Origin of the sequence: Kribbella jiaozuonensis, from assembly GCF_005233875.1 — a bacterium.
GTDB classification, from domain to species: Bacteria; Actinomycetota; Actinomycetes; order Propionibacteriales; family Kribbellaceae; genus Kribbella; species Kribbella jiaozuonensis.
Map to the genome: position 1 here is coordinate 1,006,290 of NZ_SZPZ01000003.1, position 14,092 is coordinate 1,020,381.

Consider the following 14,092-nt stretch of genomic DNA (forward strand, 5'->3'; position numbering starts at 1 on the left):
CGACCGTCAGCGGTCCGGCCGCCCGTGAGGAGTGAAGCGTTGTGTCCCGTGTGACCATCAAGGAGATCGCCCGTCGCTGTGGTGTCTCCCAAGGCGCCGTCTCGTACGCCCTGAACAACCAGCCCGGGGTGTCGGAGGCCACCCGTGCACGTGTGCTGCAGGTCGCCGCGGAGCTGGAGTGGGTGCCCAACCGGGCTGCCCGCCAGTTGTCCGCCGCGCGCAGCGAGACGTTCGGGCTGGTGCTCGCGAGGTCGGCGCAGACCTTGATCGAGGAGCCGTACTTCATGGGCTTCGTCGGCGGCGTCGAGTCGGTCCTCGCGGAGAAGTCGTACGCGTTGGCCCTGCAGGTGGTGGCCGATCTCGACGAGGAGTTGGCGACGTACCGGAAGTGGGCGGCCGAGCGCCGGGTCGACGGGGTGATCGTCGTCGACCTCCGCGTCGCCGATCCCCGCCTTCCGGTACTGCGGAAGCTCGGTCTGCCGGCCGTGCTGGTCGGGGATCCGGCGCTCGCGGACGGGATGCCGTGCGTCTGGACGGACGGTACGGCGGCAATGAACGCAGCGCTGGATCACGTCGCGTCGCTCGGGCATCGGGTGATCGCGCGGGTCGCGGGGCCACCGGAGTACGGCGATGTCTGGATCCGCGACCAGGCGTTCGAGCTGGCCACCCGGCGATTGTCGGTCGAGACCCGCATCCACCACACCGACTACTCCGCCGCCCAAGGCGCCGCTGCCACGCGTGATGTCGTCACCGGCAGTCCGCGCCCGACCGCGATCATCTACGACAACGACCTGATGGCAGTGGCCGGCCTGGCCGTCATCCAGGGCCTCGGCCTGCGCGTGCCCGACGACATCACGCTGGTGGCCTGGGACGACTCGGCGCTGTGCCGGATCACCCATCCCACACTCACGGCGCTCAGCCACAACATCGTCGGGTACGGCGCGGAAGTCACCCAGCGATTGCTGGCCCTGATCTCCGGCGCCCAACCCCAGGCCCATCTGTACTCGACGCCGTTGCTGATCATCCGCGACAGCTCAGCGCCGCCGACTTAGGAAGCTGTCACCGTGACCGGTACTCCGTTCACCGCGGCGGTACCGGCCACGGCGTCGGTGTAGCCGGCGTCGGTCACATCGTTCGCGCTCTGCCCCAGCACCTGATTCGCGATGGTGAGGCGGGCGCCGGGACGGTTGTGACCGAAGCCGTGCGGGAGGCTGACCACGCCGGGCATGATGTCGTTGCTAGAGGCAACTTCCACGGAGATCGAGCCGGCCGCGGAGGTGACCGTGACGAACTGGCCGTCGGTGAGCTCGCGTTCGGCGAGGTCGTCGGGATTCATCAGGAGCTGGTGCCGGGGCTTGCCCTTCACCAACCGCGCCGAGTTGTGCATCCACGAGTTGTTGTTGCGAAGGTGCCGCCGACCGATCAGCAGGAGTTGGCCGTCCAGCTCGTTGAGCGAATCCAGCCGGGGCAGGTCGTCCAGAATCATCCGCTGCGCCAGATCGATCCGCTTCGACTTGTGATGCAGCGCGCCCGGGAGCGCCGGCTGCAACGGTCCGAGATCGATCCCGCCGGGCGACTTCCGCAGCTTCGCCACCGACAGCCGGTACGGCCCGATCCGCAGTCCGGCGTCCACGATCCTGCGCGGCGACACCCGCAGTCGAGCGGTCACCTCGACCCGCCGACGGCTCCACGACGTACGCCGTACGAACGCCAGCCCGAGGTCGCGGAAGATCTCCCAGTCGTGCCGGGCGTCCGCGGGCTTGGGCAGTACTGCGTCGTTCCAGCGCGCGGTGTTGCGTACGGCGAGCTGGTGGAAGATCACGTCGTAGTGGTCCCGCTCGAGCGGCGGCGCCGGCGGCAGGATCACGTCCGCGTGCCGAGTGGTCTCGTTGATGTACGGATCGATCGCGACCATGAACTCCAGCGACTCGAGCGCCTCGTCCAGCTTCCGACCGCTCGGCGTCGACAGCACCGGGTTCCCGGCCACCGTCATCATGGCCCGGATCTGGCCGTCGCCCGGCGTCAGGATCTCCTCGGCCATCGTCGACACCGGCAGCTCGCCGCCGAACTCCGGCAGCCCGCGCACGCGGCTCTTCCACACCCCGATATGACCGCGTCCGAGTCCGAGGAGTGCGTTCACCGCCGGCCGCGGGAACATCGTCCCGCCCGGCCGATCCAGGTTGCCGGTGATGATGTTCAGCACCTGGATCGCCCATTGGCAGATCGCCCCGAACTGCTGCGTCGACACCCCGACCCGCCCGTAGCAAGCAGCCCGGTCAGCCTCGGCGAACTCACGAGCGACCCGCCGGATCACCTCCGCCGGGATGCCGGTGATCCCCGCCGCCCGCTCCGGCGTCCATGCCTCGACCACGGCCTCGACCGTCTCCAGCCCGTCGACGTACTCCGCGGGACGCGCGGCGCCCAGCGAGATCACCTCATGGATCAGCGCGAGCAGGAACGCCGCGTCGGTCCCCGGCCGGACGAACTGGTGCTCGTCGGCGACCGCCGCCGTCTCGGTCCGCCGCGGATCGATGACGACGACCTTCCCGCCGCGCTTCCGCACGTCCTTCAGCCGCCGCCCGAACCCGGGCGCCGTCATCATGCTGCCGTTCGACGCCATCGGATTCGCACCGAGCATCAGCAGGTACGACGTCCTGTCGATGTCCGGCACCGCGACCATCAACTGATGCCCGTACAGCAGGTACGACGACAGCATGTGCGGCAGCTGGTCGATCGACGTCGCGCTGAACTTGTTCCGGGTCCGCAGCTGCCTGACCATCGTCGGCATGTGCGTGAGCGCGCCGAGACTGTGCACGTTCGGGTTGCCGAGGTAGACGCCGATCGAGTTGCGTCCGTGCTCCTTCTGGATCCCGGTGAACTTGTCGACCACGAGCTCGTACGCCGCGTCCCACCCGATCTCCTGCCAGCCGTCGGGCGTCCGCCGTACCGGCGTGGTCAACCGGTCGGGGTCCTCCTGGAGGTCACGAAGCGCGACCGCCTTCGGGCAGATGTGACCGTGGGACAGCGGGTCCGATTCGTCGCCGCGGATGTCGGTGACCCGCCCGTTCTCGACGGTGACGAGCACGCCGCAGATCGCTTCACACAGGTTGCACGAGGTCCGCCGTACGGTCATCCACTCAAACTACCCTTGGGTAAGGAGACCCGCCATCAGTCGAAGACGGCCTCGTCGAGCCGGCCGAGGATCGCGTCGACCGTCTCGCCGACCGACAGGTCGGAGTTGTCCAGCCACAACCCACGCCGCGGACTGAACGCGTGCAGCTCGTAGTCGAGCTCGTCGACCAGATGATGCGCGCCACCGAGCCGGCCGGAGATGACCTCGGGCCGCGGTGTCAGTACGACGAGATAGCGCGGGCGGGTCCGGATGCCGTCGAGGAACTCGCGCAGCAGTTCACCGATCACGACGTCCTGCAGTACGACGGTGAAACCCGCCTTCGCGTACTCGTCGGCGGCCATACAGGCGAGCCGGTAGCGGAGCTGAAGCTGACGCTGCGCTTCGAGTACGTCGTCGGCCATCGAGGCCTGTCCGCTGACGATCATCCGCCGGAAAACATCCCCCCGCAGATGCACGCCGTACTGGAATCTTTCGGCCAGCATCTGGGACACCGACGACTTCCCCGCCGCCATGATTCCACTGACGACGATCACCCCCTCGGACTCCATGCGGTGATCGTGCCACGTGGCGCAAGGTTTTGAACCGGTCGCGGCGATTCTTCTCCGAAAACCCCAGTTTTGTCAGGGCTTTTCGGTCATCAGTGAGTCCAAGTGGCGGCGCATCAGCTGTCGTAGCCGGGCCGGCGTCGTGCGGTCCGGCTGGATCGCGGCGTGCAACGCGAGGCCGTCGAGCAGAGCATGCAGCAGCTCGACCTCGCGACGCAGATCGAGACCGTCCTTGAGCACGCCGGCGTCGGCGAGCGAATGCAGCAGCGAGTCGCACAGTTGGCGCAGTCCGTTGTGCACGGTGTCGACGTGTTCCTGCAGGGTGCCGGCATCCGATTCGGCCCGGGCCTGCGCCATGAACGCGAGCCAGACATCGAACTCGGCGCGGCGCTCGGCGTCCAGCGGCAGCACCTCGTCGAGATAGCGCAGTACGACGGTCTGCACACTGCCGCCCTTGGGCTCGATCGCGCTGATCCGCTCGGTCACCCGGCGGGAGACCAGGTCCATCGCGAAGCTGAGCAAACCGTCCTGGTCCGGAAAGTAGTAGCGGACCGCGCCGGCCGACCAGCCCGCCTCGGTGGCGATGGTCCGGACCGATGCGGCCCGGATCCCGTCCCGACGGACGACCCGCCACAGCGCCTCGGCGATCTCCTCGCGGCGGGCGTCGTGGTCGACGATCTTCGGCATGTGGTCCTTTTTAGCACAGTCGTGTTAGTGTCGTTTTACAACACAGTCGTGCTGAAAAACCTCGGGAGGGTGAACGACGTGCTGGTCGCTGTGATCGCCGGGTGTGAGATCGGGTTCTGGGTGCTGCTCGCCGCAGGCCTGGTCACGCGGTACCTGCTCAAGCTGCCGAAGGCCGGGATGGTTCTGCTGGCCGGCGTACCACTGGTCGACGTGGTCATGCTGGTCGCGAGCGTGATCGACATCCACCGCGGCGCCGAGCCGGCGTTCAAGCATTCCCTGGCCGCGATCTTCATCGGCGTCAGCGTCGGCTTCGGTCACCAGACGCTGAAGTGGGCGGACGGGTGGGCCGCGCACTACCTCGGCGGTGCGCCGCGTCCGGTGAAGCCGCCGAAGCGCGGCCCCGAGCGGGCTCGCCGCGAGCGGGCCGGCTGGTTCCGGCACCTGCTCGCGTACGTCGTCGGTGTCGGCATCATGATCGGACTCGGCCTGCTCTCGGGTCGCGGGTACGACGCGGTGCTCGCGCCGGCCGGGACGTGGACGCTCGTGCTCGTGATCGACGCGATCGTGTCGTTCAGCTACTCGTTCGAGCGCGACCGCGAGAAGCAGTCGGTCTGACCTCCCCGGTCCGCGCGGTTACTCGTCGTACATTTCCTGCATGACGACGGTAGGGCGGATCTGGGCTGCGGTGACCGCGGCGGTGGTGGTGTGCGGGCTCGTCGTACAACTCTTCGTGACGGCGAGCGGGCACGAGGGATTCTTCCCGGACAACCCGGAGCGCGTGTTCAACGTGTTCGCGTACTTCACGATCCAGTCGAACCTGCTGCTCGGCGGTACGGCGCTGGTGCTCGCGTTGCAGCCGGATCGGTCGGGCGGGGAGCTGTTCAAGACCCTGCGGCTGAACGGCGTGCTGTGCATCGCGGTGACCGGGATCGTGTACCACGCGGTGCTCGCGCGTGACGCCGACTTCCACGGCTGGGCGCAGGTCGCGAACTTCCTGCTGCACACCGTCGCGCCGGTCGTCGGCGTACTGGGTTGGCTGCTCTTCGGGCCGCGCGGCCTCACCGACTGGCGGATCGTCGGCTGGTCCGTCGTGTACCCGCTGCTGTGGCTGGTGTTCACGCTGGTCCGCGGCGCGTTCGTCGGGTTCTATCCGTACCCGTTCGTGAACGTCGACGAGCACGGGTACGGAAAGGTGTTGCTGAACTGTCTGCTGGTGGCGGTACTCTTCCTGGCTCTGGCGGCCGGGGCGACCACTCTCGATCGCCGGTTGCGTCGGAAGACAACCGTCGAAAGGTAGACCCGTGCTGGTGACCTCGCGCTCGTACGCCGAGTACGAAGCGATGTTCGACCTGAAGGAACTCCCGGACTCCATCCTCGACTGCTGCGCCGGCGGCGCGAGCTTCACCGCGGAGGCCGCCGAGCGTGGCGTCGACGCGATCGCCGCCGACCCGGCGTACGAGCTGGAGACCCCCGAACTCGTCGACAGCGTCCGGAAGAGCCTGCCGGCGACGTCGGGAATCGTCGACGAGCACCAGGGGAGTTTCGTCTGGCACTGGTACGGATCCCCGGAGCGGAAGGACCAGTACCGGATCGAGGCCGCCGACCGGTTCCTGCAGGACGTGATGGCGGCGCCGGAGCGGTACGTCGCCGCCGGCCTGCCGGACCTGCCCTTCGGCGACCGTCGCTTCGAGCTGGTGCTCTGCTCGCACCTGCTCTTCACCTGGTCGGACAAGTACGACCGCGCGTGGCACGAGGCTGCTCTGCGCGAGTTGATCCGGGTCAGCAACTCCGAGGTCCGGATCTTCCCGCTGGTACAACAGGGAGCCGGCGATCCGATCCCCTGGTTGCCCGAGGTGCTCAACTCCCTCGAGGGCGTGACGACCCAGATCCGCAAGGTGCCCTACGAGTTCCAGGTCGGCGCCAACGAGATGCTGGTCATCACCCGCAACTGACGATTCTGGTGCTTCCCGCTCATCGCGATCACGGATGAGTTTGCGCCTACCCGCCACGATGAGCGGGAAGCGGTCCAGGTGTGCTGGGCAGGTGGCGGGAGGACGGTCTACCGTCACCTACCCAGCGGCAGTGCCGGGTCAGTTGCAGGGTCAGCGGAGGTACTTGCCGCAGACGGGCCACGGGGAGGCGCCGCGCTGCGCGTAGAGCTTCTTCGCGCGCATCAGCTGCTCGGCCGCGGAGGCCTTCGCCGGGTTGCCGGAGCCGCCGACGCTGCGCCAGGTCTGCAGGTCGAACTGGAACAACCCGTAGTAGCCGGCAGGATTCACGGCGCGGGGGTTGCCGCTGGACTCGCAGTTGGCGACCTTGGCCCAGGCGCCGCTCAGGTTCGCCTTGCCGCTGCTCGCCTTCGGGCGGTCCTCGGACCGGCTCGAGCGGACGTCGCGGTCGGCCTTCTTGGTCGTCGACTTCTTCGACTCGGACTTCCGGGTCTCGGACTTCTTCACGACCCGCGGCGCCGAGGTGGACTTCTTCGCGCCGTCCAGGGTGAGGGTCTGCCCGATGAGGATGAGGTTCGGGTCCTTCAGGTTGTTGATCCGGGCCAGCTCGTGCCAGTCGGCGCCGTTGGCCTGGGCGATCTCGGAGAGGGTGTCGCCGGCTTTGACCTGGTAATCGGTCGCGAACGCCGCGCCGGCGCCGGCGGCGGTGATACCGGCTCCCAGACCGGCGATGGAGAGGGTTCGAGCCACCCGGCGAGTACTTCGCCGGGCGCGCGCATGTCGGGCCTTGGACATCAGAAAGCGCTCCTTGTGAGCTCGGGCATGGTGGGGCACACCAGGCCCTCGTGCAGGGGGAGGGGCAATCCGGACACATCCCACAGCAGGTCACAGGACAGCGTCCGAATGATCACGCCACGGTAACGACGCGACCTGAGTTATCCTCGGGGAGGTTTCCCCGAAACGCAAGTGCAGATCCGGATCTGCCCCGAACTTTTTCCACCCTCTGACGTACCGAAACCCCAACAACAGAACGGTTTCCGGCTCGACACGCCCATCGCCACTGTCGCGGAACCGATCGGTTTATTAGCGCCGGAAATAGCGTTCCGGGACCAGTTCCACGGTCAATTCGCGGATTGTTTCCCGGATGTCGTCAGGCCAGGACTCCCAGACCTGCCGAGCCCACTTGAGCAGGGCCGACTCAACCTCGTCCACGCCGCCGGCGATCAGTACGTCGTACGCCGTCAGCTCGCCGACCCGGTCCGGCGGGACGAGCCGCGGCCAGTCGTCGTACGAGTTCGCCATGATGCCGTGCGCCGTCCGTACGTCGAGGTTGCCCGAGCCGCGCTCCAGGAACATGTAGAGACCGTTCAGCGCGAACACCGGCCCGATCCGCGGGGCGTCCGGGCTGACGTGCTGTCCGCCGTACGCGTCGATCCTGAGCTGGTGCAGGTACCCGAGCCGGGCGGCGTTCTCGACCTCGAAGCCGAGCAGCTCACCCGCGACCTCGGCGCACTCGGGCGAGGCGTTGTACTTCGGGGTCTCGGGCCACCGCGACGATGGAAGTACGGCGCGGCAGCCGGGACAAACCGTTGATTCGTGCGTGTCATCGGGCGAGTTCACTCGTTGATCGAAGCACGGGCCCCGCCGTCCCGGCAGTTGGTTTTCGGGTCGGGGGCGTGGGGCCGGCGGATGAGGCGACGGATGTGATGGGGGCTGTAGGCGTGATCCGAGTGGCTCTCGGCCATCGCGGCACGTTGGTGCGTGGTGCACTGGCCGCGGTGCTGGCAAGAGAGAACGACCTGGACGTGGTGGCCGAGCTGGACCGCTCGGAGGACGTCCTCCAGGTGGCCGGTCGGCGCCCGGACGTGTTCCTGCTCGATCCACAGCTGCCCGGCCGGATCCGGATCGAGGAGCTCTGCCGCAAACTCGCCGGTCGCGGCGTGCTGGTGCTGATCGACCACGAGGCGATCGCGGCCACCAGCCTGGCGCTGGTGAAGCAGGCGCCACGGATCGGGTTGATCGCGACCGACGCGACGACCGACCAGTTGGTGCAGGCCGTGCGCGACGTGGCGAAAGGCCTGCCGGTCGTCGACGTACGTCTCGCTGTGGCTGCGTTGAAGGCGGGCGACAATCCGCTCACCGATCGCGAGTGCGAAGTACTGCGTCAGGTCACTACGGGAGCGACCGCGCAGGAGGTCGCGCGTACGCTCAGCTTGAGCGCGGGGACCGTGCGGAACTACCTGTCCCGGATCCTCGCCAAGACTGGTTCTCGCAGCCGGATCGAGGCGATCCGGAAGGCTCAGGACGCCGGCTGGATCTGAGCGCTGGGTGTCCAGCTGCCGTGTAGGTCGCGGTAGAGACGGGACGTGCGCATCAGACTGGCGTGCGTGCCCAGCGCGGCCTTGTTGCCGTCGAGGACGAGGATGCGGCGGGCGCGCAGGGCGGAGCTGATCCGGTGGGCGATGACGATGAGCGTGCCGTTGCGCTGGGCAAACGCCTGTTCGGCTTGCCGCTCGGCCTCCGGATCGAGGAAGCAGGTCGCTTCGTCGAGCACCACGAGCGGAGCGGGTGACAGGTACGCACGGACGAGTGCGATCAGCTGCTTCTCGCCGGCGGACAACTCGCCGGGTTTGATCTCCGAGAGTCGGCCGATCAGTTGGGTGGCGCCGACGGCCTCGACGGCTTGTGCGACCTGCCGCTTTGTTGCACCGGGCAACAGGTAGGTGAGGTTGTCGTGCACGCTGCCGCTGAAGACGTACGCCTCCTGCGGGATCAGCACCCGGGTCTTCGCGAGTTGTTCGGTGGTGACCTCTGTCGGTGGTGCCCCGCCGAGGAGTAGCCGGCCGGTCGTCGGGGTGAGCATGCCGCAGACCAAACCGGCCAGCGTCGACTTCCCGATACCGCTGGGCCCGACCACGGCGAGGTGCTCGCCCTCGGGGATCGTCAGCTCGAGCTTGTCGAGGACTGGCTCGGCCTTCGGCCCGTAGGCGAACGTGAGGCTCTGCAGCCGCACTTGATAGCCCCGGAGCGCGTCGATCGGCCGCTGCTGCTCAACCAGCGTCGACGTGTCGAGGATCCGGCCGAGTGTGATGACGTACCGCAGACCGCTGTCGCCGAGCGCGTTCATGACTGTGTTCAGTGCAGGCTGCAGGCCGATCAGCACGTACGTGAGCCCACCGAGCAACGTGCCGGTGCTGACACCGCGCCCGACCAGCCACGGCCCGGTCGCAAGCAGGATGAGCAGCGGCAACCATCCGCCGACCGCGAAGCACAACGTCCGCAGGGCCGCGACCTTCGCCAACGCACGCTCGGCTGCCGCATGCGCCTCGATCGGTTGGCCGACCAACCATTCGGCGTACTCCTCGGTCCCGGCGGCGGTGACATCGCGTACGCCGCTGAACACCATGCCGGCCGACGCTGCCAGCTCCTCGTCAGCCGTCAACGACGCGCGGACCCGATCGGCAGCCATCCCCAACACCGCAAGCGATAACGCGAACCCGACGAGGAAGGGTGGTACGACGAACGCCGCAACGAGCGGCGCGAGCGACAACAGCCCGGTCAGCACGCCGAACAGCGTGACCGCGAAGCTTCGCAGTACCAGGACCAACCCGGCGAACGTGTCGCGGACGATCTCCACCTGCCGGTTCAGTCGCGAGACGGCGGCGTCGTCCCCCGAGCGGAGCGCGCCGCGGACAACCCGTCGTACCAGATCGTCGCGAAGGGGCTCGACCAGCTCGCCGAGCCGCCCATAGACCTGCCGCGCCCCGGCGGCGCCCAGGCCCGCTGTTGCGACCAAACCACCGAGCCACGCGATCCCTTGCCACGCGTGGCCGGCGAGAAAGCTGTCCGTCGCCCGCGCCACCGCGATGCCGTACACCGCCGTCGGCAGGATCTCCGGAACCGACCACGCGATCAGCTTGACCGTGGCTCGTTTCCGCAGCGCGGCAGCGCCGTACGACAGCTCCCGCTTCATCCGAAGACAGCTCGATAAGAGGTGTCGTGCCAGAGGTCGGCATGTGGGGCGATGGCGCGGATCTGGCCGTGGTCGAGCCAGATGACCAGGTCGGCGCGCGCCGCGGTCGCGGGACGGTGGGTGACGATCAGGCGGGTGCGGTGGTGCCGGTCCTCGGTCAGGGTCCGGGTGATCTGGCGCTCGGTGGCCGTGTCTAGGCTCGACGTGGCGTCGTCGAGCACCAGGAGGCGCCGGGCGGACCACGCGCGGGCGAGGCCGAGACGCTGGCGTTCTCCGCCGGACATCGGTGCCTTGCGCAATGAAGTGAGGTACCCGTTGGGCAGGCGGCTGACGAAGTCGTGGGCGTGGGTGGCGCGGGCTGCGGCGAGAGCGCGGATCGGGCTGATCGCATGCGGATCGATCGCCTCGCCGACCGTCCTTCCGACCAGCTGCGGGCGCTCGAACGCGCAGCCGACCGCGCTCCGCAGCTCATGCCGGCTGATGGCCTGCAGCGGTACGCCGTCCAGCGACACCTGTCCCGTCGACGGGTCCCGCAGCCTTGCCGCGATCGCCGCGAGGACGGACTTGCCGGCACCGCTCGGGCCGACGACCGCGACGGTGAGACCGCCCGGAAGGTCGAGATTCACGTTGTCCAGCAGGACATTCCCGTCGGCGATCACGCTGACGCCGTCGAAGCTGAGCTGCCCCGGCCCGGCCGGGACCGGCAGCGTGCCGTGGGCGACGGTCTCGATCGCGATCACCTCTGCGGACCGGCTGACCCCGGCCTTCGCGCGGGCGAGCTCGCCGAGGACGCCGGTCAGGTTGCCGAGGCCGGCGCCGAGGACGGCGTACTGCGAGGCGGCGAAGAGTTCGCCGGCGGTGATGTGGCCGGAGACGAGTTGCAGACCGCCGACCGCGAGGACGGCGACGAGTACGAGCGGGCCGACGACTGCGGCCTGTGCGCCGGAGCGGGCGAGGATCCGCCAGGTGACGGCGCCGTTGCGGTGGAGCTCGGGGAGGAGGCCGAGGATGCGGCGCTCCTCGCGTTCCGTCGTACCGGCGGCGGTGATCGTGCGGATGCCGGTGAGCGACTCGGACAGCAGCGCGGCGATGCGGCCCTGGGTCTCTTGGTAGTTGAGGCTGACGTCCGCGGTCCGCTTGGCGAACGTCCACAGGACGAGGATCACGAGCAGTACGCCGCCGAAGAACGCGGCTGCGAGCCACGGGTCGATGATCGCGAGGAGCACGAGACTTCCGAGCGGCGGCGCGATCGCGGCGATGGCGGTCACCGCGGCCGGTCCGGCCTGGGCGGCGTCGGTGGCGTTGGCCGAGACCCGGGTGACCAGGTCGCCGGTCTCGAAGTCGCGCGTACCAGCGGGGCCGCCGCGGACGACGTGCCGGACGAGACGATGACGCAGCCAGGCCGTGGTCTCGGCGACACAGGCCGCGCCGGCGAACGCGTCGACGATGCTCGCCGCGATCCCCAGCCCGATCAGCGCGGCCGCAATGATCAGCCAGCGGGTATACCCGTGGCCGGCCGCGATCGCGTCGACCGAACGGCCGAGGACGGTCGGCAGCGCGAGCGTCACGCCGCTGCCGATCAACGCGTTGAGACCGATCAACGGCAGCCAGCCGCGACCACGTTTCGCCACCTCGCCGAAGGTGATCATCGGTCCAGGCCTGTCTGGTCGGCGAGGAAGGCGAGCATGTCCGCGGCGAGGTTGATGCCACCGGTGACGTGGCCTGCGTCCGGCTCGAATCTCAGCAGCACGGGTCGTTGGCTTGCGGTCGCGTGCTGAAGTGCAGCGCACATCTTCCTTGCGTGCAAGGGATCCACGCGAGTGTCGTTCCCGAACGCCGTCAGCAGCACGGCCGGATACTTCACGCCGTCGGTGACGCGGTGGTACGGCGAGTAGCTCGCCAGGACCTTGAACTCGTCCGGGTCCTTGACGGAGCCGTACTCCGATGTCCAGCGCTCGCCGAGACCCGAGAGCTCGTAGCGGATCATGTCGGTCAGCGGCGCCGAGGAGACCGCGGCGGCGAACAGCTCGGGTCGTTGGGTGATGGCGGCGGCGACGAGCAGACCGCCGTTGGACTCACCGCAGATCGCGAGCTGGTCGGCGGTCGTCCAGCCTTCGGCTATCAGGTACTCGGCGGCGGCGATGAAGTCGTCGATCGTCTGCTGCTTCGTTGACTCGCGGTGTGGCGCGTCGCCGCGGATGGTTGCGGTGACGAAGGCGCCGCCGGCTTCGACCCAGGCGAGCGCGAAGGCTGAGTACGTCGGCGTCAGCGTCTGCCCGAAGCCGCCGTACCCGTAGAGGATCGTCGGTCCGCCTTGGTTGCCGATCACGTGCAGCTCGAGGTCTGCGCCATCGGGCGACGTGTAGCTCAGCCTCTGCGTTTCAGCTCGCTGGCCACCGCTCGCTGTGCCGGTCATGCGGCCCGTGGTCGCGTCGTAGCAGTAGACGGTCGGCGGCGTCACGCTGTCGGTGTAGGTGAACCAGGCTCGATTGCCGTCGCTGGTCAGGGATCCGACGGAGCCGAAGCCGGGCAGGTCGATCGCGCTCTGGCGGGCGCCGGTCTCGCGGTCGTGCACGGCGATCTGGCTGGCCGTGGCAACCAGTACGACGTCGTCGAGGATCGCGAGCCCGGTCAGCGGTCCTTCCGGCTGGATGTACTCGCGCCAGAGCGTCGGCTGGGCCGGGTCGCCGATGCCGATCCCGCTCGCGGTGACGACGTACAGGCGGTTGTCGGGGCCGACCGACATGATCGTCGTCGTGTCTTGCGGGAGGTGTGCGGGCGGCTCGTCGGTCGTCAGGTCTGCGAACCACAGGTCGGTCGTCGTACAGATCGTCAGCCAGCGGCCGTCGGCGCTGAGCTCGAGCCCGTACGACGCCTCGCGGTCCAGGATCGTGGTGTCGTCGGGGTCGCCGAGGCGATGGCGTCGTACCTGACGGAAGCGCACGTAGTAGAAGGCGCTGCCGTCCGGGAGCCAGGCGACGGGGGAGTAGCGGCAGCCGTCGAGCGGGCCGTCGATCAGCTCACCGGTGGCTGTGTCGAGCACGTTGAGCGTCGAGCGTTCGTCGCCGCCGCGGGAGAGTTGGTACGCGAGCTTGGTGCCATCCGGTGACGGCTGCCACGCGTCGAGCGTGGTGAGTCCGGTCGGGTCGAGCTGCTTCGGATCGAGCAGCGGAGTCTCGTCGACGAAGAGGATGGGATGCCCGCCCGCTTCGCGGCGCAGCGTGAAGCAGCGGCCACCGCGCCAGACGGGTGTGGACACGCTGCCGACATCGGACAGCTGCCGGACCCGGTTCTTCCAGCGGAACCGGCTGGTCAGCGTGCCGGCGTACGTCAGCCACAGGTCGTCCTGGTCCCGCGACCACCGTTCGGTCTCCGCGGTCGAGGAGTCCTCGAGCCAGCGGTACGGGTCCGCGACGGTACAACCGTGCACCTGCTCCACGAGCGACAGGCGCTCGGCGCATGGATAAGTCTGCACGGAATCGATCACCTCACTCTCCTTCCGTCCCCCACCAACACAACGAGCACCGGCTCGCCGAGCTACAAGAAGCCGCCCGGCGACCGAGGCGAGTCGGTCACCGGGTCGATCCGGGGTCCTGAATGCAGGTCGGCCCTGGGTGGACGTGCCGCCCACCCAGGGCCTCACTACCTGGCATAACAGGTGCCGTATCAGTGGCAGAGCAGCAGGCTCAGGTTGCTCGGGGTCTGCGAAGCGCAGCCCAGCACGGTCAGCGTGGAGCCGCCGTGGTGGTGGCCGCCGTGGCCGTAGCCCGGGGTCTCCAGACCCTGAAGGTCGAGAAGTGCCATG

General features: G+C 68.6%; 14 protein-coding genes. 5 read left to right on the top strand and 9 right to left on the bottom strand.

Features of this window, described 5'->3' with window-relative positions:
* Positions 1–41 precede the first annotated feature (41 nt).
* The gene (locus FDA38_RS24605; RefSeq protein ID WP_137256421.1) at positions 42–1,052 is read left to right on the top strand and encodes a LacI family DNA-binding transcriptional regulator; all 1,011 of its coding nucleotides are present in this window, start codon (positions 42–44) and stop codon (positions 1,050–1,052) included.
* Here the strand turns inward: FDA38_RS24605 and FDA38_RS24610 are convergent.
* The 3 genes from FDA38_RS24610 to FDA38_RS24620 form a co-directional block, all read right to left on the bottom strand.
* Complete coding sequence (locus FDA38_RS24610; protein WP_137256422.1) at positions 1,049–3,133, bottom strand: molybdopterin-dependent oxidoreductase; 2,085 nt, start codon at positions 3,131–3,133, stop codon at positions 1,049–1,051. The two genes, FDA38_RS24605 and FDA38_RS24610, sit on opposite strands and share 4 nt — an antisense overlap.
* 35 nt (positions 3,134–3,168) lie before the next feature.
* The gene (locus FDA38_RS24615; protein ID WP_137256423.1) at positions 3,169–3,681 is read right to left on the bottom strand and encodes an AAA family ATPase; all 513 of its coding nucleotides are present in this window, start codon (positions 3,679–3,681) and stop codon (positions 3,169–3,171) included.
* A gap of 72 nt (positions 3,682–3,753) precedes the next feature.
* Positions 3,754–4,365 carry a TetR/AcrR family transcriptional regulator gene (locus FDA38_RS24620; protein WP_137256424.1) on the bottom strand — a complete coding sequence of 204 codons (612 nt, stop codon included), beginning with the start codon at positions 4,363–4,365 and terminating at the stop codon, positions 3,754–3,756.
* A 69-nt stretch (positions 4,366–4,434) separates the two neighbouring features.
* Here FDA38_RS24620 and FDA38_RS24625 point away from each other — a divergent pair, with 69 nt between their 5' ends.
* From FDA38_RS24625 to FDA38_RS24635, 3 genes are read left to right on the top strand one after another with little or no spacing between them, the layout of a single operon-like run.
* The gene (locus FDA38_RS24625; RefSeq protein WP_233714897.1) at positions 4,435–4,980 is read left to right on the top strand and encodes a 2TM domain-containing protein; all 546 of its coding nucleotides are present in this window, start codon (positions 4,435–4,437) and stop codon (positions 4,978–4,980) included.
* 40 nt (positions 4,981–5,020) lie between these two features.
* Positions 5,021–5,662, top strand: coding sequence for a Pr6Pr family membrane protein (locus FDA38_RS24630; protein WP_137256425.1), 642 nt, complete (start codon positions 5,021–5,023; stop codon positions 5,660–5,662).
* A gap of 4 nt (positions 5,663–5,666) precedes the next feature.
* Positions 5,667–6,317, top strand: a complete 651-nt coding sequence (locus FDA38_RS24635; protein ID WP_137256426.1) for a class I SAM-dependent methyltransferase — start codon at positions 5,667–5,669, stop codon at positions 6,315–6,317.
* Between the two features lie 150 nt (positions 6,318–6,467).
* On the opposite strand, the gene FDA38_RS24640 is transcribed toward FDA38_RS24635, so the two are convergent.
* A complete protein-coding gene (locus FDA38_RS24640) occupies positions 6,468–7,109 on the bottom strand; it encodes a transglycosylase family protein (RefSeq protein WP_137256427.1) in 642 nt (213 codons plus the stop codon).
* A gap of 288 nt (positions 7,110–7,397) precedes the next feature.
* A complete protein-coding gene (locus FDA38_RS24645; protein ID WP_137256428.1) occupies positions 7,398–7,934 on the bottom strand; it encodes a DUF5946 family protein in 537 nt (178 codons plus the stop codon).
* A 101-nt stretch (positions 7,935–8,035) separates the two neighbouring features.
* On the opposite strand from FDA38_RS24645, the gene FDA38_RS24650 reads away from it, so the two are divergent.
* Entirely contained in the window at positions 8,036–8,635 is a 600-nt protein-coding gene (locus tag FDA38_RS24650) for a response regulator transcription factor (RefSeq protein WP_233714898.1), read from the top strand.
* Here FDA38_RS24650 and FDA38_RS24655 read toward each other — a convergent pair.
* From FDA38_RS24655 to FDA38_RS24670, 4 genes are all read right to left on the bottom strand, one after another.
* Positions 8,614–10,287 carry an ABC transporter ATP-binding protein gene (locus FDA38_RS24655; protein ID WP_137256429.1) on the bottom strand — a complete coding sequence of 558 codons (1,674 nt, stop codon included), beginning with the start codon at positions 10,285–10,287 and terminating at the stop codon, positions 8,614–8,616. The two genes, FDA38_RS24650 and FDA38_RS24655, sit on opposite strands and share 22 nt — an antisense overlap.
* Positions 10,284–11,918, bottom strand: coding sequence for an ABC transporter ATP-binding protein (locus FDA38_RS24660; protein ID WP_233714899.1), 1,635 nt, complete (start codon positions 11,916–11,918; stop codon positions 10,284–10,286). Before FDA38_RS24660 ends, FDA38_RS24655 begins: the two co-directional genes overlap by 4 nt.
* 14 nt (positions 11,919–11,932) lie before the next feature.
* Entirely contained in the window at positions 11,933–13,774 is a 1,842-nt protein-coding gene (locus FDA38_RS24665; RefSeq protein WP_202877800.1) for a prolyl oligopeptidase family serine peptidase, read from the bottom strand.
* 179 nt (positions 13,775–13,953) lie between these two features.
* Positions 13,954–14,091: a SapB/AmfS family lanthipeptide gene (locus FDA38_RS24670; protein WP_130387812.1), complete on the bottom strand. Its 138-nt coding sequence runs from the start codon at positions 14,089–14,091 to the stop codon at positions 13,954–13,956.
* Position 14,092: the final 1 nt, after the last annotated feature.